Source organism: Pseudomonas sp. LTR0, assembly GCF_036630035.1.
Classification (GTDB): Bacteria; Pseudomonadota; Gammaproteobacteria; order Pseudomonadales; family Pseudomonadaceae; genus Aquipseudomonas; species Aquipseudomonas putida_Y.
On sequence record NZ_CP123734.1, the window covers coordinates 4,673,456 to 4,696,470 of the forward strand.

Below are 23,015 nucleotides of genomic sequence, written 5' to 3' on the forward strand. Positions count from 1 at the left end.
ATAAGTTCAAGCCCGCAGCGCCCAACCATCGAGGCCAGCATGTACATCTATCGTTTGGTCCTGCTTCTGGTCGTGGGGATCTACCTGTTCTCCCCGGCCATCATGGACTGGTGGATCGAACCGACCGGAGCCTGGTACCGCCCCTACCTGCTCTGGCTGATCCTGATCGTCGTCACCTTCATCCTGCAGAGCCAACGAGATGCCGATGAGCTTTAGCCTGACCCAGATGATCCTGATCAGCGCCGGGTACCTCATGGTGCTGTTCGGCGTGGCCTGGATCAGCGAGCGCGGGCTGATCCCGCGTTCGATCATTCGCCACCCACTTACCTACACCCTTTCGCTGGGCGTTTATGCCAGTGCCTGGGCCTTCTATGGCTCGGTTGGCCTGGCCTACCAGTATGGCTACGGCTTCCTTGCCTGTTACCTGGGGGTGTCTGGCGCATTCCTGCTGGCGCCGGTGCTGCTCTACCCGATCCTCAAGATCACCCGCACCTATCAGCTGTCATCGCTGGCCGACCTGCTGGCCTTCCGCTTCCGCAGCACGTGGGCCGGGGCCTTGACCACCATCATCATGCTGATTGGCGTGCTGCCGTTGCTGGCCCTGCAGATCCAGGCGGTGGCCGACTCGATCAGCATCCTTACCGGTGAGCCGGTCAAGGCCCGGGTGGCCTTTGCCTTTTGCACGCTGATCATTCTGTTCACCATCTTCTTCGGCTCGCGGCACATCGCCACGCGCGAAAAGCATGAGGGGTTGGTTTTCGCCATCGCCTTCGAGTCGGTGATCAAGCTGCTGGCCCTGGGCGGTATTGGCCTGTATGCCTTGTATGGCGTATTCGGCGGCCCGCACGAGCTGGAAGTCTGGCTGTTGCAGAACCAGACCGCCCTCGCCGCCCTGCACACCCCCCTGCAGGAAGGCCCATGGCGCACCCTGCTGCTGGTGTTCTTTGCATCGGCCATCGTCATGCCGCACATGTACCACATGGCCTTTACCGAAAACCTCAACCCGCGCTCGCTGGTCAGCGCCAGCTGGGGCCTGCCGCTGTTCCTGCTGCTGATGAGCCTTGCCGTGCCGCTGGTGCTGTGGGCCGGCCTGCGCCTGGGCGCCAGCACCAACCCCGAGTACTTCACCCTGGGCCTGGGCATCGCCGCCAACAACCAGGCATTGGCACTGCTGGCCTACATTGGCGGCCTGTCGGCAGCCAGCGGCCTGATCATCGTCACCACCCTGGCGCTGTCGGGCATGGCCCTGAACCACCTGGTGCTGCCGCTTTACCAGCCCCCGGCCGAAGGCAACATCTACCGGTGGCTGAAGTGGACCCGCCGTGCACTGATCGTCGCCATCATCACCGCCGGCTTCATGTTCTACCTGAGCCAAAACTACCACCAGAGCCTGGCCAACCTGGGCATCGTTGCGTTCGTCGCCACCTTGCAGTTCCTGCCTGGGGTGCTGTCGGTGCTCTACTGGCCAACCGCCAACCGCCGCGGTTTCATCGCCGGGCTGCTGGCCGGCACCCTGGTGTGGATGGTGACCATGCTGCTGCCGCTTCTCGGCAATTTGCAGGGCTTCTACATCCCGCTGCTGGACATGATCTATGTGCTGGACGACACCAGCTGGCACATGGCAGCCATCGCCTCGCTGGCGGCCAACGTGCTGCTGTTCACCCTGATCTCGCTGTTCACCAACGCCAGCAACGAAGAGGTCAGCGCGGCCGAAGCCTGTGCCGTGGATAACGTGCGCCGCCCACAGCGCCGCGAGCTGCACGCCGCCTCGCCGCAGGAATTTGCCACCCAACTGGCCAAGCCGCTGGGCGCCAAGGCCGCGCAAAAGGAAGTGGAGCAAGCACTGCGCGACCTCTACCTGCCGTTCGACGAACGCCGCCCCTATGCCCTGCGCCGCCTGCGCGACCGCATCGAAGCCAACCTGTCCGGCCTGATGGGGCCGAGCGTGGCTCAGGACATGGTCGAGACTTTCCTGCCGTACAAGTCCGGTAACGAAAACTACGTGACCGAAGACATTCACTTCATCGAAAGCCGCCTGGAGGACTACCACTCGCGCCTGACCGGGCTGGCCGCCGAACTCGATGCCCTGCGCCGCTACCATCGCCAGACCCTGCAGGAGTTGCCCATGGGCGTCTGCTCACTGGCCAAGGACCAGGAAATCCTGATGTGGAACAAAGCCATGGAAGAGCTCACCGGCATTGCCGCCAAGCATGTGGTCGGCTCGCGCCTGGTCACCATCGACGAGCCTTGGCGCGGCCTGCTGCAAGGCTTCATCAACGTGCCCGACGAGCATCTGCACAAGCAGCGCCTGGCACTGGATGGCCAGCCGCGCTGGCTGAACCTGCACAAGGCAGCCATCGACGAGCCACTGGCCCCCGGTAACAGCGGGCTGGTACTGCTGGTGGAAGACCTTACCGAAACCCAGGCACTGGAAGACAAGCTGGTGCACTCCGAGCGCCTGGCCAGTATCGGCCGCCTGGCCGCCGGCGTGGCCCACGAGATCGGTAACCCGATCACCGGCATCGCCTGCCTGGCGCAAAACCTGCGCGAGGAACGCGAAGACGATGGCGAAATCATCGAGTTGTCCAGCCAGATCCTTGACCAGACCAAGCGCGTATCGCGCATCGTCCAGTCGCTGATGAGCTTCGCCCATGCCGGCGGCAGCCACCAGAACAGCGAGGAGCCTGTGTGCCTGGCCGAAGTGGCACAAGATGCCATCGGTCTGCTGGCGTTGAACCGGCGCAATTTCGAAGTACAGTTCTTCAACCTTTGCGACCCGGACCATTGGGCTGAAGGCGACCCGCAGCGCCTGGCCCAGGTGCTGATCAACCTGCTCTCCAACGCCCGCGACGCCTCGCCGCCCGGCAGCGCCGTACGCGTGCGCAGCGAGGTTAGCGAGCACACCGTCGACCTGATCGTCGAAGACGAAGGCAGCGGGATTCCGAAGAACATCATGGACCGCCTGTTCGAGCCCTTCTTCACCACCAAGGACCCGGGCGAAGGAACCGGACTGGGGCTCGCTCTGGTCTATTCCATCGTGGAAGAGCATTATGGGCAAATCACCATCGACAGCCCGGCCGATATCGAACGGCAACGAGGCACCCGGATCCGCGTGACCCTGCCCCGGCATGTCGTAGCGACGTCCCCTGAAATTCGAGACCGTCGAGAGAATTGAATCAATGCCGCACATTCTGATCGTCGAAGACGAAACCATCATCCGCTCGGCCCTGCGTCGTCTACTTGAGCGGAACCAGTACCAGGTCAGCGAGGCCGGCTCGGTGCAGGAAGCCCAGGAACGCTTCAGCATTGCCACTTTCGACCTCATCGTCAGCGACCTGCGCCTGCCAGGTGCGCCCGGCACCGAGCTGATCAAGCTCGGCCAGGGCACCCCGGTGCTGATCATGACCAGTTACGCCAGCCTGCGCTCAGCGGTGGACTCGATGAAAATGGGCGCGGTGGACTACATCGCCAAGCCCTTCGACCATGACGAGATGCTGCAGGCAGTGGCGCGTATTCTGCGCGACCGGCAGAACGCCCCGGCTGCTGCACCGCCTGCCGAGCCACGCGCCAGCAATGGCAAGGTTGCAGCCTCCGACAAAGGCAGCGCGGCAACGGCCAATGGCGAAATCGGCATCATCGGCTCGTGCCAGCCCATGCAGGACATGTACAGCAAGATCCGCAAAGTCGCCCCAACCGACTCCAATGTGCTGATCCAGGGCGAGTCGGGCACCGGTAAAGAGCTGGTGGCCCGCGCCCTGCACAACCTGTCTCGCCGGGCCAAGGCACCGATGATCTCGGTGAACTGCGCGGCCATCCCCGAAACACTGATCGAATCCGAACTGTTCGGCCACGAAAAAGGCGCTTTCACTGGCGCCAGCGCCGGGCGCGCCGGCTTGGTGGAAGCCGCCGATGGCGGTACGCTGTTCCTCGATGAGATTGGCGAACTGCCGCTGGAAGCCCAGGCTCGCCTGCTGCGTGTGCTGCAGGAAGGCGAAATACGCCGGGTAGGTTCGGTGCAGTCGCAAAAGGTCGATGTGCGCCTGATTGCCGCGACCCACCGCGACCTGAAAAACCTGGCCAAGGCCGGCCAGTTCCGTGAAGACTTGTATTACCGCCTGCACGTGATCGCCCTGAAGCTGCCAGCACTGCGCGAGCGTGGCAGCGACGTCAACGAGATCGCCAGCGTCTTCCTCGCCCGCCAGAGCGCTCGCATCGGCCGCGACGACTTGCACTTCTCGGCCGAGGCCGAGCAAGCCATTCGCCACTACAGCTGGCCCGGTAACGTGCGTGAACTGGAAAACGCCGTGGAGCGCGCGGTGATCCTCAGCGAGAGCGCAGAAATTTCCGCCGAGCTGCTGGGCATCGACATCGAACTGAGCGACCTGGAAGAGGACGACCTCCTCGACAATACCCTGGTGGTTGCCGGCGCGGCCAATGCGAGCCACGAGCCGACCGAGGACCTGTCGCTGGAAGACTACTTCCAGCACTTCGTGCTTGAGCACCAGGACCACATGACCGAGACCGAACTGGCACGCAAGCTCGGCGTCAGCCGCAAGTGCCTGTGGGAACGCCGCCAACGCCTGGGCATACCACGACGCAAGAGCAACGCTACCAGCGAGTAATTCAACCTGCCCAGTGTTCGCCGCAGCAAGTGCGGCGCCTGTGAGATCGAGCGCCGCCCACGCGGCGCATCGCGAGCGAAGCTCGCTCCTACATCTGTTTCGGGCCAATCAATCCTGAGCCATTGGCGCGCGGCCCCTTGTGAGTCCCCTTCAATATCCTGTCGTGCACCGAGGGGGATGCGCGCCAATGGCACAGGCGCTGAACGGGGTGTGGCGAACACATCTGGCCTGGGAACACCCCAGGTAACACATCACCTCCCGTAAAAATCTGTTACCCACGCTTTCCGCCGTAACAGCCCCCGAGGCGTACGGTAACGAAATTCCGACATTTTCGACCTTCCAAAAATTGCGGAACCCGCTCAACCCCTTGATTCTACTGGATTTTGAAAAGTTGGCACGGCACCTGCTATATGTTTGGTACAAGAACAATAACAAGCACTGCAACTCAGAATAAGAACAAGACGAAACGGCTCACGCACAATAAAAACAAGACGGCGGAGGCGCAGCTAACTGATTCTTTTGGAGAGGATGCGTGTTTGGGGCTTGCCCCACAACCAGGCAGAGAACAACAAAAACTGCACTAAAAAGCAGCGCCTGAACTGGTTGGATCGACAGATCAACGTGTCATCAGCGGCCAAAGCAATCCGTTTGCTCTTTACCCCCGGTTTGGGGGTCGTCCACAAGCTTCGAGATTTGTGGACAGGGCACTCAACAAAAACAAGAAGCCCAGCAAAAAAACAATAAGAGCACGCAATGACTTCTTGGGGAGCTTAGGCTCCCCTTGTCATTTCTACCCTTCTGGCAGGCATCCTGCTACCCGCCTACACCATTCCCCGAGTAAATGCTAGAATCCCCGCCCATCATGCGGCCATTCTCCTATTCTTGGCCGAACATTCCTTCACACAGTGCATCCCATGCTGAAGAAGCTGTTCCAGTCTTTCCGCCCGCCCGTACCGGGCCCGCACCACAGGCGCACCACGCCCGAGGTGATCAACAAGAGCCAGCATTCGCTGCAGCGCCACCAGTTCAGCCGTCATGCGGTCAACATCGTGGAGCGCCTGCAAAGCGCCGGCTACCAGGCTTACCTGGTCGGTGGCTGTGTCCGCGACCTGATGCTGGGCATTACGCCGAAGGACTTCGACGTGGCCACCAGCGCCACCCCCGAACAGGTCCGTGCCGAGTTCCGCAACGCCCGCATCATTGGTCGCCGCTTCAAATTGGTCCATGTGCATTTCGGCCGTGAGATCATTGAAGTCGCCACCTTCCGCGCCCACCACTCCGAGGGCGATCAGGGCGATGCCCACCGTTCGTCGCATAACGCCAGTGGTCGCATTCTGCGAGACAACGTGTACGGCACCCTGGAAGAGGACGCGCAACGCCGCGACTTCACCATCAACGCCCTGTACTACGATCCGGTCAGCGAACGCATTCTCGATTACGCCAACGGTGTGCACGACGTGCGCAATCGCCTGCTGCGGCTGATCGGGGACCCGACCCACCGCTACCAGGAAGACCCGGTGCGCATGCTGCGCGCGGTGCGTTTTGCTGCCAAGCTCGACTTTGGCATCGAAAAGCACACCTTCCTGCCGATCCGCGGTCTGGCCCCGATGCTGCGCGAGATTCCACCCGCACGCCTGTTCGAGGAATGCCTCAAGCTGTTCCTCAGCGGCCAAGGTGCCATGGCCTTCGAAATGCTGGTCGATCTGGAGTTGTTCGAACCGCTGTTCCCGGCCAGTGCCCACGCGCTGGACGAGCGGCCGACCTACACCCACACGCTGATCAGCCAGGCGCTGAACAACACCGACCTGCGCGTGAAGCAGGGCAAGCCGGTGACGCCAGCCTTCCTGTTTGCGGCTCTGCTCTGGCCAGCTCTGCCGGCCCGTGTGCTGCACCTGCAGAACCAGGGCGTACCGCCGATCCCGGCCATGAACGGTGCGGCCCACGACCTGATCGCCGAGCAGTGCGCGCGCATTGCCATCCCCAAGCGTTTCACCCTGCCGATCCGCGAAATCTGGGACATGCAGGAGCGCCTGCCGCGCCGCAGCGGCAAACGCGCCGACATGCTGCTGGACAACCCGCGTTTCCGCGCCGGTTACGACTTCCTGCTGCTGCGTGAAAGCGCCGGGGAAGAAACCGACGACCTGGGCCAGTGGTGGACCGATTACCAGGACGCAAACGACAGCGAGCGCCGCGAGATGATCCGTGAGCTTGGCAGCCGCGACGAAAGCGCCGGCCCGCGCAAGCGCAAGCGCAGCGGCAGCAAACGCAAGCGCAGTGGCGACGAGGCGTTCGAGTGACCATTCGCGCCTACGTAGGTCTGGGCAGCAACCTGGACGCACCTGCCGAGCAGCTGCGTAGCGCCTTTCAGGCGCTGGACCAGGTCGAAGCCACGCGCCTGGTAGCCGCCTCGGCCCTGTATACCAGCGATTCGCTGCTGCCCGGCCAACCGCGCTACACCAATGCTGTCGCCGCCTTGGACACCGCCCTGGCACCACTGGCATTGCTCGATGCGCTGCAGGCCATCGAAAACGACCAGGGCCGCGTGCGCAAAGAGCGCTGGGGCCCGCGCACGCTGGATTTGGACATCCTGCTGTTCGGTGACCAGGTGCTCGACCAGCCACGCCTGAAAGTGCCGCATTACCACATGCATGCCCGCCCCTTCGTGCTGTATCCGTTGGCCGAACTGGTACCGGGCGATTTCCGCCTGGCCGATGGCCGCGCCCTCGCGCAACTGCTCGACGAATGCCCGTTCGTCGGCCTGGAACGCCTGTAAACCGGGCGTTCCAGCCTGCATTGCCACCTCGGTAACGCCAGTAACACCCTGATCGTAACAATGCGGTAACAGGGTGATTGACTTCCCACACCTCGCTCACGACTATAGGCGTCCCGTGTGGCACCAAAGTGCCGCATACCCGTATTTAGGCCCGGACGGACCTGTGCCCGAACATCACGCGCGATGATGTGCCGCTCCGGAAGATGACTACACGCGTTGAATGCAGTCGTTTTTTACAGCGCCTGAACGAGGAATTTCCTACATGCCTGAAGTAACCCTTACCACCCTTAACGGCCTCAAGGCCAAGGGTGAAAAAATCACCATGCTGACCTGCTACGACGCGACCTTCGCCAAGGCTGCCAGCCAGGCCGGCGTTGAAGTGTTGCTGGTGGGCGACTCACTGGGGATGGTCCTGCAGGGCCACGACAGCACCTTGCCGGTCACCACGGCGGAAATGGCCTACCACACCGCCAGCGTCAAACGCGGCAACGACGGCGCGCTGATCCTCACCGACCTGCCGTTCATGGCCCACGCCACGCCGGAGCAGGCCTTTGCCAACAGCGCCACACTGATGCAGGCCGGCGCCCACATGGTCAAGATCGAAGGCGCAGCCTGGCTGGCCGAAACCATCCGCTTGCTGGCCGAACGTGGTGTGCCAGTGTGCGCGCACATGGGCCTGACCCCGCAAACCGTCAACGTGCTGGGCGGCTACAAAGTGCAGGGCCGCCAGGAAGCCCAGGCCCGGCAGATGCGCGCCGACGCCATTGCCCTGGAACAGGCCGGTGCGGCCATGCTGCTGCTCGAATGCGTCCCCAGCGAACTGGCGGCGGAAATCACCAACGCCGTAGGCATCCCGGTAATCGGCATTGGCGCCGGCAACGCCACCGATGGCCAGGTGCTGGTACTGCACGACATGCTCGGCCTGTCGCTGAGCGGCCGGGTACCGAAGTTCGTGAAGAACTTCATGCAGGGCCAACCGGATATCCACAGTGCCCTCGTCGCTTACGTCGAGGCAGTCAAGCAAGTCAGTTTCCCAGGCAGCGAACACGGGTTCAGTGCATGAATACAGTCAAGACCGTCCGCGAACTGCGCGCGGCAGTGGCCCGCGCTCGCGGTGAAGGCAAACGCATCGGTTTCGTGCCGACCATGGGCAACCTGCACAGTGGCCACGCAGCCTTGGTATCCAAGGCGGCGCAGCGCGCCGATTTCGTGGTCGCCAGCATCTTCGTCAACCCGCTGCAATTTGGCGCCAACGAAGACCTCGACAAATACCCACGCACCCTGGCAGCCGACCAGGAGCGCCTGGTGCAGGCCGGCTGCAACCTGCTGTTCGCGCCCACCGTGGAAGAGATGTACCCCGACGGCATGAGCGTGCAAACCCGTGTCAGCGTGCCCCAGCTTTCCGAAGGCCTGTGCGGCGCCAGCCGGCCTGGGCACTTCGAGGGTGTGGCCACCGTAGTGAACAAGCTGTTCAACATGGTCCAGCCAGACCTCGCCGTGTTCGGCGAAAAGGACTATCAGCAGCTGGCGGTGATCCGCGCCATGGTGCGCGACCTGAACATGCCGATCCAGATCATCGGCGAACCCACTGTGCGTGCCGAGGATGGCCTTGCGCTGTCATCGCGCAATGGTTACCTCACGCCAGAGCAGCGTGCTGCTGCGCCAGCGCTGTACCGCACGCTGCAACACATCGCAGTGGGCATCGGCCGTGGCCAGCGGGATTTTGCCGCGCTGGTCGCTGAAGGCCAGGCACAACTGAGCGCAGCGGGTTTCCGCCCGGATTACCTGGAAGTACGCCATGCCGTAAGCCTGCGCCCGGCAGTGATCGATGATCGAGACCTGGTGGTGATTGCGGCGGCTTACCTGGGTAACACGCGGTTGATCGACAACCTCTACCTGCATGTGGAAGAGAAGACCGCATAATGGCCTTGGGCTGCCTGCAGCCCATTCGCAGGCAAGCCCGCTCCTATATTCACTTGCAGGAGCGGATTTGCTTACAAAGTCCCCCAAAATCCCCCTGCCATACCCATTCCCAGCGCGTGGCCTTTGCCTATAATGATGCCAGCCTGAACCCGGCAATGACTGCCGTGTCCAAGCCCTCACCACGCACCAAGGGACCCCCGCGCAATGGCGTATTACCGTACACCCCACGATGTGACGGCCCTGCCCGCCTGGCAGGCGCTTCAGAAACACCGCGACGCCATGCAAAGCTTCAGCATGCGCGAAGCCTTCGCCGCCGATGCCAAGCGCTTCGACCAGTTTTCCCTCAGCGCTTGCGGCCTGTTCCTCGACTACTCGAAAAACCTGATCACCGAGCAAAGCCGCGATCTGCTGGTCAACCTGGCCAATGAAGTGGGCCTGCAGGACGCCATCAAGTCGATGTTCGGTGGTGAGATCATCAATGCCTCCGAAGGCCGCCCGGTGCTGCACACCGCCTTGCGCCGGCCTGTAGGTGACAAACTCAGTGTCAACGGCGTGAACGTCATGCCGGAAGTGCACAAGGTGCTCAACCAGATTACCGAACTGGTCGGCCGCATTCACGATGGCCTGTGGCGCGGCTACAGCGAAAAGCCAATCACCGACGTGGTCAACATTGGTATTGGCGGTTCCTTCCTTGGCCCCGAGCTGGTTTCCGAAGCGCTGCTACCCTACGCCCAGCGCGGCGTACGCTGCCATTACCTGGCCAACATCGACGGCAGTGAGTTCCACGAACTGTCGGCCAACCTGCGCGCCGAAACCACCTTGTTCATCGTCTCGTCGAAGTCGTTCAATACGCTCGAGACGCTGAAAAACGCCATGGCCGCGCGGACCTGGTACCTGGCCCAAGGCGGCTCGGAAGCCGAGCTGTACCGCCACTTCATTGCAGTTTCCAGCAACAAGGCCGCTGCTGTAGCGTTCGGTATCCGCGAAGAAAACATCTTCCCGATGTGGGACTGGGTGGGCGGGCGCTACTCGCTGTGGTCGGCCATCGGCCTGCCGATCGCCCTGGCCATCGGCACTGCCAACTTCAAGGAACTGCTGTCCGGTGCCTACACCATGGACCAGCACTTCCAGACCGCACCGTTCGACAAGAACATGCCGGTGCTACTGGCTCTGCTGGGCGTGTGGTATGGCAACTTCTGGGACGCGAACAGCCACGCGATCCTGCCGTACGACCACTACCTGCGCAACATCACCAAGCACCTGCAGCAGTTGGACATGGAATCCAACGGCAAGAGCGTGCTGCAAGACGGTACCCCGGTGAAGACCGACACCGGGCCGGTAATCTGGGGCGGCGTGGGTTGCAACGGCCAGCACGCCTACCACCAGTTGCTGCACCAGGGCACCCAGCTGATTCCGGCCGACTTCATCGTGCCGGTGGTGAGCTTCAACCCAGTGGCCGACCACCACCAGTGGCTGTACGCCAACTGCCTGTCGCAGAGCCAGGCGCTGATGCTGGGCAAAACCCGCGAGGAAGCCGAAGCCGAATTGCGCGGCAAAGGCCTCAACGAAGCGGACATCGAAAAGCTGGCCCCGCACAAGGTGATCCCGGGTAACCGCCCGAGCAACACGTTGGTGGTCGAGCGCATCAGCCCGCGCCGCCTGGGCGCGCTGGTGGCCATGTACGAGCACAAGGTGTTCGTCCAGAGCGTTATCTGGGGTATCAACGCCTTCGACCAGTGGGGCGTCGAGCTGGGCAAGGAACTGGGCAAGGGCGTTTACCAGCGCTTGGTCGGCAGCCTGGAAGACAGCGCCGAAGACGGTTCTACCCAGGGCCTGATCAACTACTTCCGCGGCCGTCACCGCGGGTGATTTGATACCTTCGCCGGCCTCTTCGCGGGCTTGCCCGCTCCCACAGGTACAACACAGCCCTCGACGACTGTGCAGTACCTATGGGAGCGGCCAAGCCCGCGAAGAGGCCTGCCCAGGTTGAACACCGCTCCCAGCTACACTGTCTTATCGAATAGCCGTTGCAGTCCATCGCCCCTTACAAGAGCAGGACCACCCGCCATGTTCGATATCCGCAAATACCCCCAGGCCCTGGCTGTCAGCCAGTCCGCCGCCCTCACCCCCGAAGACTACCGCCGCCTCTACCGCCAGTCGGTCGAAGACCCAGACACCTTCTGGGCCGAACAAGCCAAACGTCTGGACTGGATCAAGCCCTGGTCGAGCGTGCAGCAATGCGACCTGCATACCGGCAAGGCCCGCTGGTTCGACGGTGCGCAACTCAATGTCAGCTACAACTGCATCGACCGCCATCTGGCCCAGCGCGGCGAGCAACCGGCCTTGCTGTGGGAGGGCGACGACCCCAAGGACTCCAAGGCCATCACCTACCGCGAACTGCACCGTCAGGTCTGCCGCCTGGCCAATGCAATGAAAGCGCGTGGTGTGAAGAAAGGCGATCGGGTGTGCATCTACATGCCAATGATCCCCGAGGCCGCCTTCGCCATGCTTGCCTGCACCCGCATCGGCGCCATCCACTCGGTGGTGTTCGGCGGTTTCTCCCCCGATGCCCTGCGTGACCGAATTCTCGATGCCGACTGCCGCACCGTGATCACTGCCGATGAAGGTGTGCGTGGCGGTAAGCGCATCCCGCTGAAACAGAATGTCGACAAGGCCCTGGCCAACTGCCCAGCGGTCAGTAGTGTATTGGTGGTGCGCCGCACTGGCGGCGATGTGGCCTGGGCCGAGGGCCGCGACCTCTGGTACCACGAAGCGACGGAGGCCGCCGGCGACGACTGCCCTCCTGAGCCGATGGAAGCCGAAGACCCGCTGTTCATCCTCTACACCTCCGGCAGTACCGGCAAACCCAAAGGGGTGCTGCATACCACCGCCGGCTACCTGCTGCAGGCAACGATGACCTTCAAGGTGGTGTTCGATTATCGTGACGGCGAAGTGTTCTGGTGCACCGCCGATGTCGGCTGGGTGACCGGCCACAGCTACATCGTCTACGGCCCGCTGGCCAATGGCGCAATCTCGCTGATGTTCGAAGGCGTGCCCAACTACCCGGACACCTCGCGCTTCTGGCAGGTGGTGGACAAGCACCAGGTGAACATCTTCTACACCGCCCCGACCGCCCTGCGCGCCCTGATGCGCGAGGGCTCCGCGCCACTGCAGAGCACCTCGCGCAAAAGCCTGCGCCTGCTGGGCAGCGTCGGTGAGCCGATCAACCCGGAAGCCTGGGAATGGTATTTCGAGGAGGTCGGGCAGAAGCGCTGCCCGATTGTGGATACCTGGTGGCAGACCGAAACCGGCGGCATCATGCTCACCCCACTGCCCGGCACGCAGTCGCTCAAACCCGGCTGCGCCACCCAGCCAATGTTCGGCGTGCAACCCGTGCTACTGGATGAAAAAGGCAAACTGATCGAAGGCCCCGGCGCCGGCCTGCTGGCAATCAAGGCCAGCTGGCCCGGGCAGATCCGCAGTGTCTACGGCGACCACCAGCGGATGGTCGACACCTACTTCAAGCCTTTGCCTGGCTACTACTTCACCGGCGACGGTGCCCGCCGCGACGCCGATGGCGACTACTGGATCACCGGGCGCATCGACGATGTGATCAACGTTTCCGGGCACCGCATCGGCACCGCGGAAGTAGAAAGCGCACTGGTGCTGCATGACAGCGTGGCGGAAGCCGCAGTGGTCGGCTACCCCCACGACCTCAAGGGCCAGGGCGTCTACGCCTTCGTCACGACCATGAATGGCGTGTCGCCGGATGACGCACTCAAGGCCGAGCTGTTTGCCCTGGTCAGTAAGGAAATCGGCAGTTTCGCCAAGCCTGAGCTGATTCAGTGGGCGCCAGCGCTACCCAAGACGCGCTCAGGCAAGATCATGCGGCGTATACTGCGCAAAATCGCCTGCAACGAGCTGGAAAACCTGGGCGATACCTCGACCCTGGCCGACCCAAGCGTGGTACAGGGCCTGATCGACAAACGCCTCAACCAGTAACCGGCGGCCGCCAACCATGGCCGCCCTGCACAACAGGTCGCCATGGAAGCCCTTCGTCGCCGCATCGAAACCCAGGTCATGAGCCTCACTGGGCTGGCCCTCGGCCAGCTCGACCTGGAGTCGCCCAAGGGCGACCCCGGCCTGTTCGGCCCACACAGCATCAGCTGGCGGGTACATGGCGACTTCCCTAGCATGCTGGTCGGTGGCATCAGCGCGCTAATGCTGCAGTTGTTGCATCCTCTGGCCCTGGCCGGTGTATGGGACCACTCCAATTTTCGTGAAGACCTGCTCGGCCGCTTGCGCCGCACCAGCCAGTTCATTTCCGGCACCACCTTCGGCGCCACCGGCGATGCCGAGTGGCTGATCGACAAAGTGCGCACCATTCACCTGCAGGTCACCGGCACGGCACCAGATGGCCGCCCCTATGCGGCCAGCGACCCGGATCTGTTGACCTGGGTGCACGTAGCGGAGGTCAGCAGTTTCCTCGCCGCCCACCTACGTTACCGCAACCCACACCTGCCACGCGCCGAGCAAAATGCCTATTACAACGAAATCGCCCTGATCGCCGAGCGCCTTGGTGCCCGTGACGTACCGCGCTCGTGCCAGCAAGTTGAAGACTATCTGCAACACATGCGCCCGCAGCTGCACTGTGATGCGCGCAGCCATGAGGTCATACAGATCCTGCTCGACGCCCCGGCCCCCAGCCGCCTGGCACAGCCGGTTGGCAAACTGATGCTGCACGCGGGTATCGACTTACTGCCCGGCTGGGCCCAGGCCATGCTCGGGCTGCAGCACGGGCCCCTGCAGCAGCGCCTGATCCGCCTGGGCCTGCGCGGCACCGCGCCGGTTCTGCGCTGGGCAATGCGCGACGGCTCGGCACACCGGGCCAAACGACGCATGGGCATTGATTGAGCGCAAAAGGTCGCCCCTGCGGAACTGATTTAACGTGCCATACTCCAAGCACTCCGGCTTAGACAGACGAAGCGACACATGTACAAAGGATTGACTCGCGCCGCTGGCGCAATCGTGGCCCTGGTAGCCCTGTATAGCCTGCTCGGCTTTCTCATTCTTCCCGGTGTTGCACTGCGCATCGCCAACCAGCAGTTGGCCCAATACGCCACCGTGCCGGCCCACCTCGAGCGGATCGAACTCAACCCCTTCAGCCTCGAGCTGACGCTGTGGGGCCTGCAGATCGGCGAGCCGGGCAAGGAGCAGGTCGGTTTCGAGCGTCTTTACGCTAACGCCTCGCTCGACAGCCTGTGGACCAAAGCCCTGCATCTGGAAGCAGTGGAACTCGACAAACCGCGCAACGAAGTGCTGTTCGCCAAAGACGGCACCCTCAACCTGACCGGATTGTTCAAACTACCGGCCAGCGAAGCCAAACCCGAAGAGCCACCCAGCGACCCGTTCCCGCTACGTATTGGCAGCATCAAGCTCGTCGAAGGCTACCTGCACTTCGAGGACCTGCGCCCCAGCGAGCCGATCGAGTTCCTCTACGACAACATGAGTCTGGAGCTGAAAAACCTCAGCACCCTGCCCAACGACAGCGCCGACATGACCTTGGTGGCCAGCGGCCCCAACGGCGGACGCGTGGACTGGAAGGGTACACTGAGCCTGTCGCCGATCGCCTCCGAAGGCACACTGAAGGTCACTGACGGCAAGATGAAGCTGTTCTGGCCCTACGTGCGCGATGCCGTGCCTCTGGTGCTGGAAGACGGCGTGTTCAACCTCGATACGCATTACACGCTCAACCTCGCCAAACAGACCGAGCTGCTGCTGGATAACGCTTCCGTACAGATCGCGCCATTCGCCATCAAGGCGCCGGATGGCCGACCGCTGGCACGCCTGGCCAGCCTGGCGGTTAGCGAAACTTCCATTGATCTGGTCAAACAGCAGGTCATCGTGGGCAAGGTCCGTAGCGAAAAACTCGAAACCTGGGCGGCGCTGGAAAAAGACGGCCAGCTCGACTGGCAGAAGCTGTTCGCCAGCCAACCCGCCAAGGCCACGCCGAAGGAAAAGGCCGAGCCAGCTGCCGCAGAACCTACGCCTGAAGAGAAAGCTGCCAAGGAGCCAAGCAAACCCTGGCAAGTGCTGCTCAAGGACGTGCAGTTGCGCAATTACCTGGTGCACCTGGCAGATCGCAGCCAGAAGGAGCCGGTAGCGTTGGACATTGGCCCTCTCAATGCCGACCTGCAAGGTTTCGACAGCCTCAACCAGTCGCCCTTCACCGTCAAACTCGACACTGGTGTGGGCAAGCAAGGCAAGCTGCAGGCCGCAGGCCAAGTCAACCTGGCACCGATATGGGCAAAGCTGGATGTGAGCACCCGCGACATCGACCTGCGTGTGGCCCAGGCCTACATCAGCCCGTTCATCCTGCTGGAGCTGCGCAGTGGCATGCTCTCCAGCGACCTCAAGGTCGACCTGAAGAACACCGCACCGCTGGCCTTCAATGTTACCGGCAAGGCGCAGGTCAGCCAGTTGCATACCCTCGACACCATCAAGAGCCGCGACTTCGTCAAATGGCAACAGGTGAACGTGGACGGCTTGTCCTACGTGCACGGCGATGCACTGTCGATCGACAAGGTGACCCTGCTGCAGCCCTATGCACGCTTCATCATCAACGAAGACCGTACTACCAACGTCAATGACCTGCTGATCCCGCAACCGGCCGGCGCCCCGACGAGCAGCCAGGCCAAGCCGACCACGGCCAGCAACAGCAAGCCGCTCGGCATCCATATCGGCCAGATCGACATCAAGGACGGCTCGGCCAACTTTGCCGACCTGTCGCTTACCCCCAACTTCGCCACGGCCATCCAGCAACTCAACGGCCAGATCGGCACCATCGACAACCGCAAGCCGCTGCCGGCCAAGGTCGACGTCAAGGGCAAGGTAGACCGCTACGCTCCGGTTACCATCAAGGGCGCACTCAACCCGTTCAACCCACTGGCCAGCCTGGACATTGCCACCAGCTTCAAGCGCGTCGAACTGACCACGTTGACGCCCTACTCCGGCAAGTTCGCCGGTTTCCGAATCCGCAAGGGCCGGCTGAACCTGGACCTGCACTACTTGATCACCAACGGCCAGCTCAAGGCCGAGAACAAGGTGGTAGTGGAACAACTGCAGCTGGGCGAGAAAGTCGACAGCCCGGATGCGGTCGACCTGCCTATCCGCCTGGCGGTAGCACTGCTGAAGGATACCGAGGGCAAGATCTCGATCGAGCTGCCGGTGTCTGGCGACCTCAACAACCCGCAATTCAGCGTGATGCCGATCGTTTGGCAAACCCTACGCAACCTGGTACTGCGCGCGGCGCAGGCGCCATTCAAATTCATTGGCGGGCTGATCAGCGGCGGCGGCTCGGAAGACCTTGGCAACGTGGCGTTCGCCCCGGGCTCCAGCGAACTCAGCGGCGATGCCCAGGCGTCCCTGGACAAGCTGGCATCCGCACTGAAAGAGCGCCCGGGACTGCGCCTGGAAATCGAAGGCACCAGCGCCCAGGCCAGCGACGGCCCGCTGATCGCCCAACAGCGTCTGGAGCGTGAGTACCAGGCCACCTGGTACAAAATCCTGCAGCGACGGGGTGACAAGGTGCCGGCCAATGCCTCGATGCTGGTGGTCGACGACAGCGACAAGCCCGCGATGCTCGAAGGCATTTACCGCAGCCGCCTGAAAAAGCAGCCCCCCGCAGAATGGGAGCAACTGAGCCGTGACGAGCGTACCGCCAAGCTGCGCGAGGCGGTGATCAAGTCATGGGCTGAGAGTAGCGCCTTGCTGCGTACACTGGGCCAGGAGCGGGCCAGCAGCATCAAGGATTACCTGGTGGACAAGGGCAAGCTGGAAGATGACCGGGTGTACTTCATCGATACCAGCCTGGGCCAGCCTGAGGACGATGGGCGAGTGATTACGCCGATGCACCTGGATGCCGAGTAATCCCCTCTGGCAGGCCTGGCCTCTTCGCGGGCACGCCCGCTCCCACAGAGATGGCGCACAACCTCGGACCTGCGCAATACCTGTGGGAGCGGGCGTGCCCGCGAAGAGGCCAGTACGGGCTTCAAACCAACCGCTGCCCCGACACCGCCGGGTGATACAGCGGTTGAACCTTGTTCCCAGCCGGGTCCAGCAGGTGGAAGCTACGCGCGCCGTCACCATGATTGAACGGCCGGTCGAGCAAGGTCACACCATGAGCCTTGAAGTACTGGTACCAGGCTTCCAGCTCCTCCACGCTGTCGACGATGAATCCGTAGTGATCCAGGGTCTGTAACCCGTTGGCCGCCCCTGCCCCACGCCCAAGCGACAGGTTGTCGTTACCGCAGGTGAGATACACCAGGTCCTCATTGGCGCGATTCAGCACTTCCATGCCCAGCACATCGACGTAGAAGCGTTCACATTCCTCCAGGTTGGGCACCAGCAGGGCGATGTGGCGCAGGCCATTCAGGCGGCCAGGGCGTGCAGGCAATTCGGACATTGGCGAAGCTCCATTTTTGTATACAATTCATTATTGAATTTAAAACAAAAGGAGCCATTTGTGTATAGCCTGTTCATCAAGACCCGAGTGAAGCCTGGATGCGCCGACGCTTTTCTGAGTGCAATCAAGGTCAATGCTGCAGCTTCCGTGGCGAGTGAGCCAGGCTGCCTGGTGTTCGATGTGTCACAGGACCGAGTCGATCCGGAGGTGATCTACCTGTACGAAATCTACCGCGATGATGCTGCGTATGAAGCACATACCCAGACCGCGCATTTTCGCGACAGCCGCCCATTGGTAGAGCCTCTGATCCTTGAGCAGGAATGCTTCGAAAGCGATGTCATCACACGCAACCCGGCGTATTGAGCGCAAGACAAAGCCCTGGCACGGGCCAGGGCTTTGATGAAAGTGGCCAAATCCATTTGGCCGACGGGACATTCCTTATTCGGCTTTCAGGCCGTCAGACATTACGCTCTTGACGCCTTTGATGTTCTTGGTGATGCGTACCGCTTCTTCTTTCTGCGATTCGGTAACCTTCACATCAGAAGACAGGGACACAACACCTTGGCTGGTCTCGACTTTGATGTCGCTGCCTGGGATGCCTTTTTCAGTCAGCAGGTCAGCTTTCACCTTGGTAGTGATCCAAGTGTCGGAGCCTTCTTGCTTGGCGTTGTCGACGGTGTTGGCCGCCAACATGACTGGAGCCTGGGTTGGCTCAGCGGCAAATGCACCGTTAGCCATGGTCAGGGTCAGAGCGGTAGCAGTAGCGGCAGCAATGGCGAACTTCTTCATGTGGGTCACTCCTGTTTTTCGAAAGGTCTGCGCCGTATGTCCTGGCGGCAGGTATGAAGGTAGTTGCACGGGCTGTGCCAGCTTTGCCGCTTCTATTATTCTCTTTTAAATCAATAAGTTAGCAAACAGCCATCACTTCGATGGTCGTGCATTTTGCAATCAGCGCGGTAAACCTGCATGCAAGATGCAAGTCCGCAAAAGGTTCCCGTCGCCCATGAAAAAAGGGCCCCGAGGGGCCCTTTCTCTGTAGCGTGTGTCGCTTAGACGCCCGAGGCCTTGGCCGCAGCAACGTCTTTGATCGACAGCTTGATACGGCCGCGGTTGTCCACGTCCAGTACCAACACTTCGACTTCCTGGCCTTCTTTCAGGATGTCGGTGACTTTCTCGACGCGAGCATCGCTCAGCATGGAGATGTGCACCAGGCCGTCCTTGCCAGGCAGGATGTTGACGAAGGCGCCGAAGTCGACAATGCGCTCAACCTTGCCGACGTAGATCTTGCCGATCTCGGCCTCAGCGGTGATGCCCAGGATGCGCTGCTTGGCAGCATCTGCCGCTTCCTTGGTTTCGCCGAAGATCTTGATGGAGCCGTCGTCTTCGATGTCGATCGAAGCCTTGGTCTCTTCGCAGATGGCGCGAATGGTGGCGCCGCCTTTACCGATGACGTCGCGGATCTTGTCGGTGTCGATCTTCATCGCGATCATGGTCGGGGCGTTGGCCGACAGTTCGGTACGCGACTGGCCAATGACCTGGTTCATCTGGCCGAGGATGTTCAGGCGCGCTTCCAGGGCCTGGCCCAGGGCGATTTCCATGATCTCTTCGGTGATGCCGTTGATCTTGATGTCCATCTGCAGCGCAGTGACGCCTTTGGCGGTACCGGCTACCTTGAAGTCCATGTCGCCCAGGTGGTCTTCGTCACCCAGGATGTCAGTCAGGACCGCGAACTTGTCGCCTTCCTTGACCAGGCCCATGGCGATACCGGCAACCGGCGCCTTCATCGGCACACCGGCGTCCATCAGGGCCAGGGAAGCACCGCAGACCGAAGCCATGGAGCTGGAGCCGTTGGATTCGGTGATTTCCGAAACCACACGGATGGTGTACGGGAACACGTCAGCAGCAGGCAGCATGGCCTGAACCGAACGGCGGGCCAGACGGCCGTGGCCGATTTCGCGACGGCCAGCACCGCCCATGCGGCCACACTCACCTACCGAGAACGGTGGGAAGTTGTAGTGCAGCATGAAGGGGTCTTTCTTCTCGCCTTCGAGGGTGTCCAGCAGCTGGGCATCACGGGCAGTACCCAGGGTCGCAACGACCAGGGCCTGGGTTTCGCCACGGGTGAACAGTGCAGAACCGTGAGTTTTCGGCAGCACACCTACTTCGATGTTCAGCGGGCGTACAGTCTTGGTGTCGCGGCCGTCGATACGTGGCTTGCCGTTGACGATGTTTTCGCGAACGGTGCGGTATTCGATTTCGCCGAAGATGTCTTTGACTTCGGAAGCCGAAGGCTGGCCTTCTTCACCGGAGAACTTGGCAACCGCCTGGTCGCGCAGCTCACCCAGACGCGCATAGCGGTCGGCTTTGACGGTGATGGTGTAGCCCTGCGAAACCGCTTCGCCGAACTCGGCGCGGATAGCATTGAACAGCTCGGTGTTGGCAACGGCAGGTTTCCAGTCCCAAGTCGGCTTGCCAGCTTCGGCAGCCAGCTCTTTGACAGCCTGGATAACAGCCTGGAACTCGTCGTGGGCGAACAGTACGGCACCCAGCATCTGGTCTTCGGTCAGCTCTTGAGCTTCCGACTCAACCATCAGTACAGCATCGGAGGTACCGGCAACGACCATGTCCAGGCTCGAGGCAGCCAGTTGCTCGTAGGTCGGGTTCAGCAGGTAGCCAGTGCTTTCGTGGAAGGCAACGCGGGCAGCGCCGATCGGGCCTTCGAACGGAATACCGGAAATGGCCAGGGCAGCCGAGGTACCGATCATCGCAGCGATGTCCGGATCGGTCTTCTTGCTGGTGGAAACCACGGTGCAGACGACCTGCACTTCGTTCATGAAGCCTTCCGGGAACAGCGGACGGATCGGACGGTCGATCAGGCGCGAGGTCAGCGTCTCTTTCTCGGAAGGACGGCCTTCACGCTTGAAGAAGCCACCTGGGATCTTGCCAGCGGCGTAGGTCTTTTCCTGGTAGTGAACCGACAGCGGGAAGAAACCCTTGCCTGGATCAGCCTGTTTGGCGCCTACCACAGTCACCAGCACGGTGACGTCGTTGTCGACGGTAACCAGCACGGCGCCGGTTGCCTGACGGGCAATACGGCCCGTTTCGAGAGTGACGGTCGATTGACCGAACTGGAAAGTCTTGATTACCGGGTTCACGGTTTCCTACCTTTTTCAGTGGCTCTTGGGGGAACTGGTTTCTTGCGAATTCTTGGGCAGAACGGGGAATCGGCCCCATTGACCGTCCAGATACAACACGAGGCTGGGAGCCTGGCACCAAGCGGAAAAACCGCTCAGCATTGCCAGGCTGCCAACCTCGGAGATACGCGTGGCATGTCCAACGGCAGCGCTGCAAAACAGCCCTGCCGAAGCCTGCGACACCCCACGCACACCACTGACCAGGCCGCTATTAGCGACGCAGGCCCAGGCGACCGATCAGGGCGCTGTAACGAGTGGTGTCTTTGCCCTTCAGGTAATCCAGCAGCTTACGACGCTGGTTGACCATACGGATCAGACCACGACGGGAGTGGTGGTCTTTATCGTTGGCCTTGAAGTGGCCTTGCAGCTTGTTGATGTTGGCGGTCAGCAGAGCAACCTGCACTTCCGGGCTACCGGTATCGCCGGCGGCTTGCTGATATTCGGCAACGATCTGAGCTTTTTCTTCAACGCTGAGGGCCATTTGGCTTCTCCTGATAACGGATCCCGCATGCGGGGTCCAATAGGCCAGGGACAAATCCCTGTATTAATAAAAAAGGTGTGACCGTGCCTACTGACAGCCACCCTTGATGCCGTGGGGCTCGGCAACTGCCTGGCCCCGCGGTTTCGGTCATTCCGACCGAATCAGCCGACGCGGCGCAATGCGCCCGTCTTCGCTCACTTCACCGATACCGATGAAGCGCGCATTGTGATCCTGTACCCGGACCATGCCAAATTGTGGCGCGTCCGGCGCGCGTACAGCCTGCCCATGCAGCCAGTAGAACGCACTGTGTTCCGACAGGCTGACCAACGGCCAGTCCTGCAGCCCGCTGTCCGATGGCATCAGGAAGCGGTCGAGCGCTTCGTTGCCACCTTCGGCATGGGCCTGTTCGAGTTCCTCGAGGGTGACCGTCTGTGCCAGCGCAAAGGGCCCAGCCTGGGTCCTGCGCAGCTCGGCGACATAGGCGCCGCAACCAAGGGCTTCACCGATATCCTCCACCAGCGTGCGGATATAGGTGCCTTTGCTGCATCCTACGCTCAGCCGTGCACGGGTGCCTTCGCACTCGAGCAACTCCAAGCGGTTAATAGTAACAGAACGCGCCTCGCGCTCCACTACCTCTCCTGCACGTGCCAGTTTGTACAACGGCTGGCCGTCACGCTTGAGCGCCGAGTACATAGGCGGTATCTGGCTGATCGGGCCGCGAAAACGTGGCAGCAGCGCCTCGATGTCGGCGCGACCAACGGTCACGTCGCGGGTCTGCAGCACCTCACCTTCGGCATCGCCGGTGTTGGTAGTCTGCCCCATCTGCATGACGGTTTCGTAGCCCTTGTCGGAATCCAGCAAGTACTGCGAAAACTTGGTCGCTTCACCGAAGCACAGCGGCAACACGCCGGTTGCCAGCGGGTCGAGGCTACCGGTGTGGCCGGCCTTTTCCGCGTTGAGCAGCCAACGCACTTTCTGCAAGGCGGCATTGGACGTGAAGCCCAGCGGCTTGTCGAGCAGGATGATGCCGCTGACATTGCGGCGGATACGTTTGACCTGGGCCACCGCTTACTCCTTGGTGTCCGACTCGTCGGCATCCTTGTGCAGGCGGTCTTCGGCCACTGCACGCTCGATCAGCGCCGACAGGTGCACACCACGGCTGACACTTTCATCGAAATGGAAGTGCAGCTGCGGCACGCTGCGCAGTTGCATCGAACGCCCCAGGTGCAGACGCAGGAAGCTGGCGGCGCTATTCAATGCCTTGAGCGATTGCTGCACGGCATCCGGGGTTTCCTCGCCCATGACGGTGATGAACACCTTGGCATGGCCCAGGTCACGGCTCACGTCCACGGCGGTGATAGTCACCAGACCGACACGCGGGTCCTTGACTTCGCGACGGATCAGCTCGGCCAGCTCGCGCTGCATCTGATCGCCAATACGTTGGGTACGGCTATATTCTTTGGCCATTCTTGCTACCTGTAACTTAAAGCGGCAAACGCCCGGACAGACGAATGCCTGACCGGGCGCTACCTGAAGAGGTACCGCAAGCCGCCCTGTA

General features: G+C 61.8%; 18 protein-coding genes. 12 read left to right on the plus strand and 6 right to left on the minus strand.

Annotated features, from left to right (window positions below; genetic code table 11):
• The first annotated feature begins 39 nt into the window (after positions 1–39).
• From QCL51_RS21460 to QCL51_RS21510, 11 genes are all read left to right on the plus strand, one after another.
• Positions 40–216, plus strand: a complete 177-nt coding sequence (locus tag QCL51_RS21460) for a hypothetical protein (RefSeq protein WP_003250005.1) — start codon at positions 40–42, stop codon at positions 214–216.
• A complete protein-coding gene (locus QCL51_RS21465; protein WP_252460777.1) occupies positions 200–3,175 on the plus strand; it encodes a sensor histidine kinase in 2,976 nt (991 codons plus the stop codon). The genes QCL51_RS21460 and QCL51_RS21465 overlap by 17 nt, the downstream gene beginning before the upstream one ends.
• 4 nt (positions 3,176–3,179) lie before the next feature.
• Complete coding sequence (locus tag QCL51_RS21470; protein ID WP_338444202.1) at positions 3,180–4,622, plus strand: sigma-54 dependent transcriptional regulator; 1,443 nt, start codon at positions 3,180–3,182, stop codon at positions 4,620–4,622.
• A gap of 914 nt (positions 4,623–5,536) precedes the next feature.
• A complete protein-coding gene (locus QCL51_RS21475) occupies positions 5,537–6,919 on the plus strand; it encodes a polynucleotide adenylyltransferase PcnB (protein ID WP_021784787.1) in 1,383 nt (460 codons plus the stop codon).
• A complete protein-coding gene (folK, locus tag QCL51_RS21480; RefSeq protein ID WP_104887044.1) occupies positions 6,916–7,395 on the plus strand; it encodes a 2-amino-4-hydroxy-6-hydroxymethyldihydropteridine diphosphokinase in 480 nt (159 codons plus the stop codon). The genes QCL51_RS21475 and folK overlap by 4 nt, the downstream gene beginning before the upstream one ends.
• A gap of 262 nt (positions 7,396–7,657) precedes the next feature.
• Complete coding sequence (panB, locus tag QCL51_RS21485; RefSeq protein ID WP_021784789.1) at positions 7,658–8,458, plus strand: 3-methyl-2-oxobutanoate hydroxymethyltransferase; 801 nt, start codon at positions 7,658–7,660, stop codon at positions 8,456–8,458.
• Positions 8,455–9,318, plus strand: coding sequence for a pantoate--beta-alanine ligase (gene panC / locus QCL51_RS21490; RefSeq protein ID WP_021784790.1), 864 nt, complete (start codon positions 8,455–8,457; stop codon positions 9,316–9,318). The genes panB and panC overlap by 4 nt, the downstream gene beginning before the upstream one ends.
• A 204-nt stretch (positions 9,319–9,522) precedes the next feature.
• Positions 9,523–11,187, plus strand: a complete 1,665-nt coding sequence (gene pgi / locus QCL51_RS21495) for a glucose-6-phosphate isomerase (RefSeq protein WP_021784791.1) — start codon at positions 9,523–9,525, stop codon at positions 11,185–11,187.
• A 198-nt stretch (positions 11,188–11,385) separates the two neighbouring features.
• Positions 11,386–13,320, plus strand: a complete 1,935-nt coding sequence (acs, locus tag QCL51_RS21500) for an acetate--CoA ligase (protein ID WP_021784320.1) — start codon at positions 11,386–11,388, stop codon at positions 13,318–13,320.
• A 42-nt stretch (positions 13,321–13,362) separates the two neighbouring features.
• Positions 13,363–14,232 (plus strand): oxygenase MpaB family protein, encoded by an 870-nt coding sequence (locus QCL51_RS21505; RefSeq protein WP_021784321.1) that lies wholly within the window; start codon positions 13,363–13,365, stop codon positions 14,230–14,232.
• Between the two features lie 78 nt (positions 14,233–14,310).
• Positions 14,311–17,247 carry a DUF748 domain-containing protein gene (locus QCL51_RS21510; protein ID WP_338444207.1) on the plus strand — a complete coding sequence of 979 codons (2,937 nt, stop codon included), beginning with the start codon at positions 14,311–14,313 and terminating at the stop codon, positions 17,245–17,247.
• Between the two features lie 121 nt (positions 17,248–17,368).
• On the opposite strand, the gene QCL51_RS21515 is transcribed toward QCL51_RS21510, so the two are convergent.
• Positions 17,369–17,782, minus strand: coding sequence for a VOC family protein (locus QCL51_RS21515; protein WP_010955354.1), 414 nt, complete (start codon positions 17,780–17,782; stop codon positions 17,369–17,371).
• Between the two features lie 60 nt (positions 17,783–17,842).
• On the opposite strand from QCL51_RS21515, the gene QCL51_RS21520 reads away from it, so the two are divergent.
• Positions 17,843–18,145 (plus strand): putative quinol monooxygenase, encoded by a 303-nt coding sequence (locus tag QCL51_RS21520; protein ID WP_021784323.1) that lies wholly within the window; start codon positions 17,843–17,845, stop codon positions 18,143–18,145.
• A gap of 75 nt (positions 18,146–18,220) precedes the next feature.
• Here QCL51_RS21520 and QCL51_RS21525 read toward each other — a convergent pair whose 3' ends face one another.
• The 5 genes from QCL51_RS21525 to rbfA form a co-directional block, all read right to left on the minus strand.
• A complete protein-coding gene (locus QCL51_RS21525; RefSeq protein WP_021784324.1) occupies positions 18,221–18,571 on the minus strand; it encodes a BON domain-containing protein in 351 nt (116 codons plus the stop codon).
• 260 nt (positions 18,572–18,831) lie between these two features.
• A complete protein-coding gene (gene pnp, locus QCL51_RS21530; RefSeq protein WP_004575780.1) occupies positions 18,832–20,937 on the minus strand; it encodes a polyribonucleotide nucleotidyltransferase in 2,106 nt (701 codons plus the stop codon).
• A gap of 250 nt (positions 20,938–21,187) precedes the next feature.
• A complete protein-coding gene (gene rpsO, locus QCL51_RS21535; RefSeq protein WP_003249971.1) occupies positions 21,188–21,457 on the minus strand; it encodes a 30S ribosomal protein S15 in 270 nt (89 codons plus the stop codon).
• Positions 21,458–21,604: 147 nt separating this feature from the next.
• A complete protein-coding gene (truB, locus tag QCL51_RS21540) occupies positions 21,605–22,522 on the minus strand; it encodes a tRNA pseudouridine(55) synthase TruB (RefSeq protein ID WP_003249968.1) in 918 nt (305 codons plus the stop codon).
• 3 nt (positions 22,523–22,525) lie between these two features.
• The gene (gene rbfA / locus QCL51_RS21545) at positions 22,526–22,924 is read right to left on the minus strand and encodes a 30S ribosome-binding factor RbfA (protein WP_003249967.1); all 399 of its coding nucleotides are present in this window, start codon (positions 22,922–22,924) and stop codon (positions 22,526–22,528) included.
• Positions 22,925–23,015 lie beyond the last annotated feature (91 nt).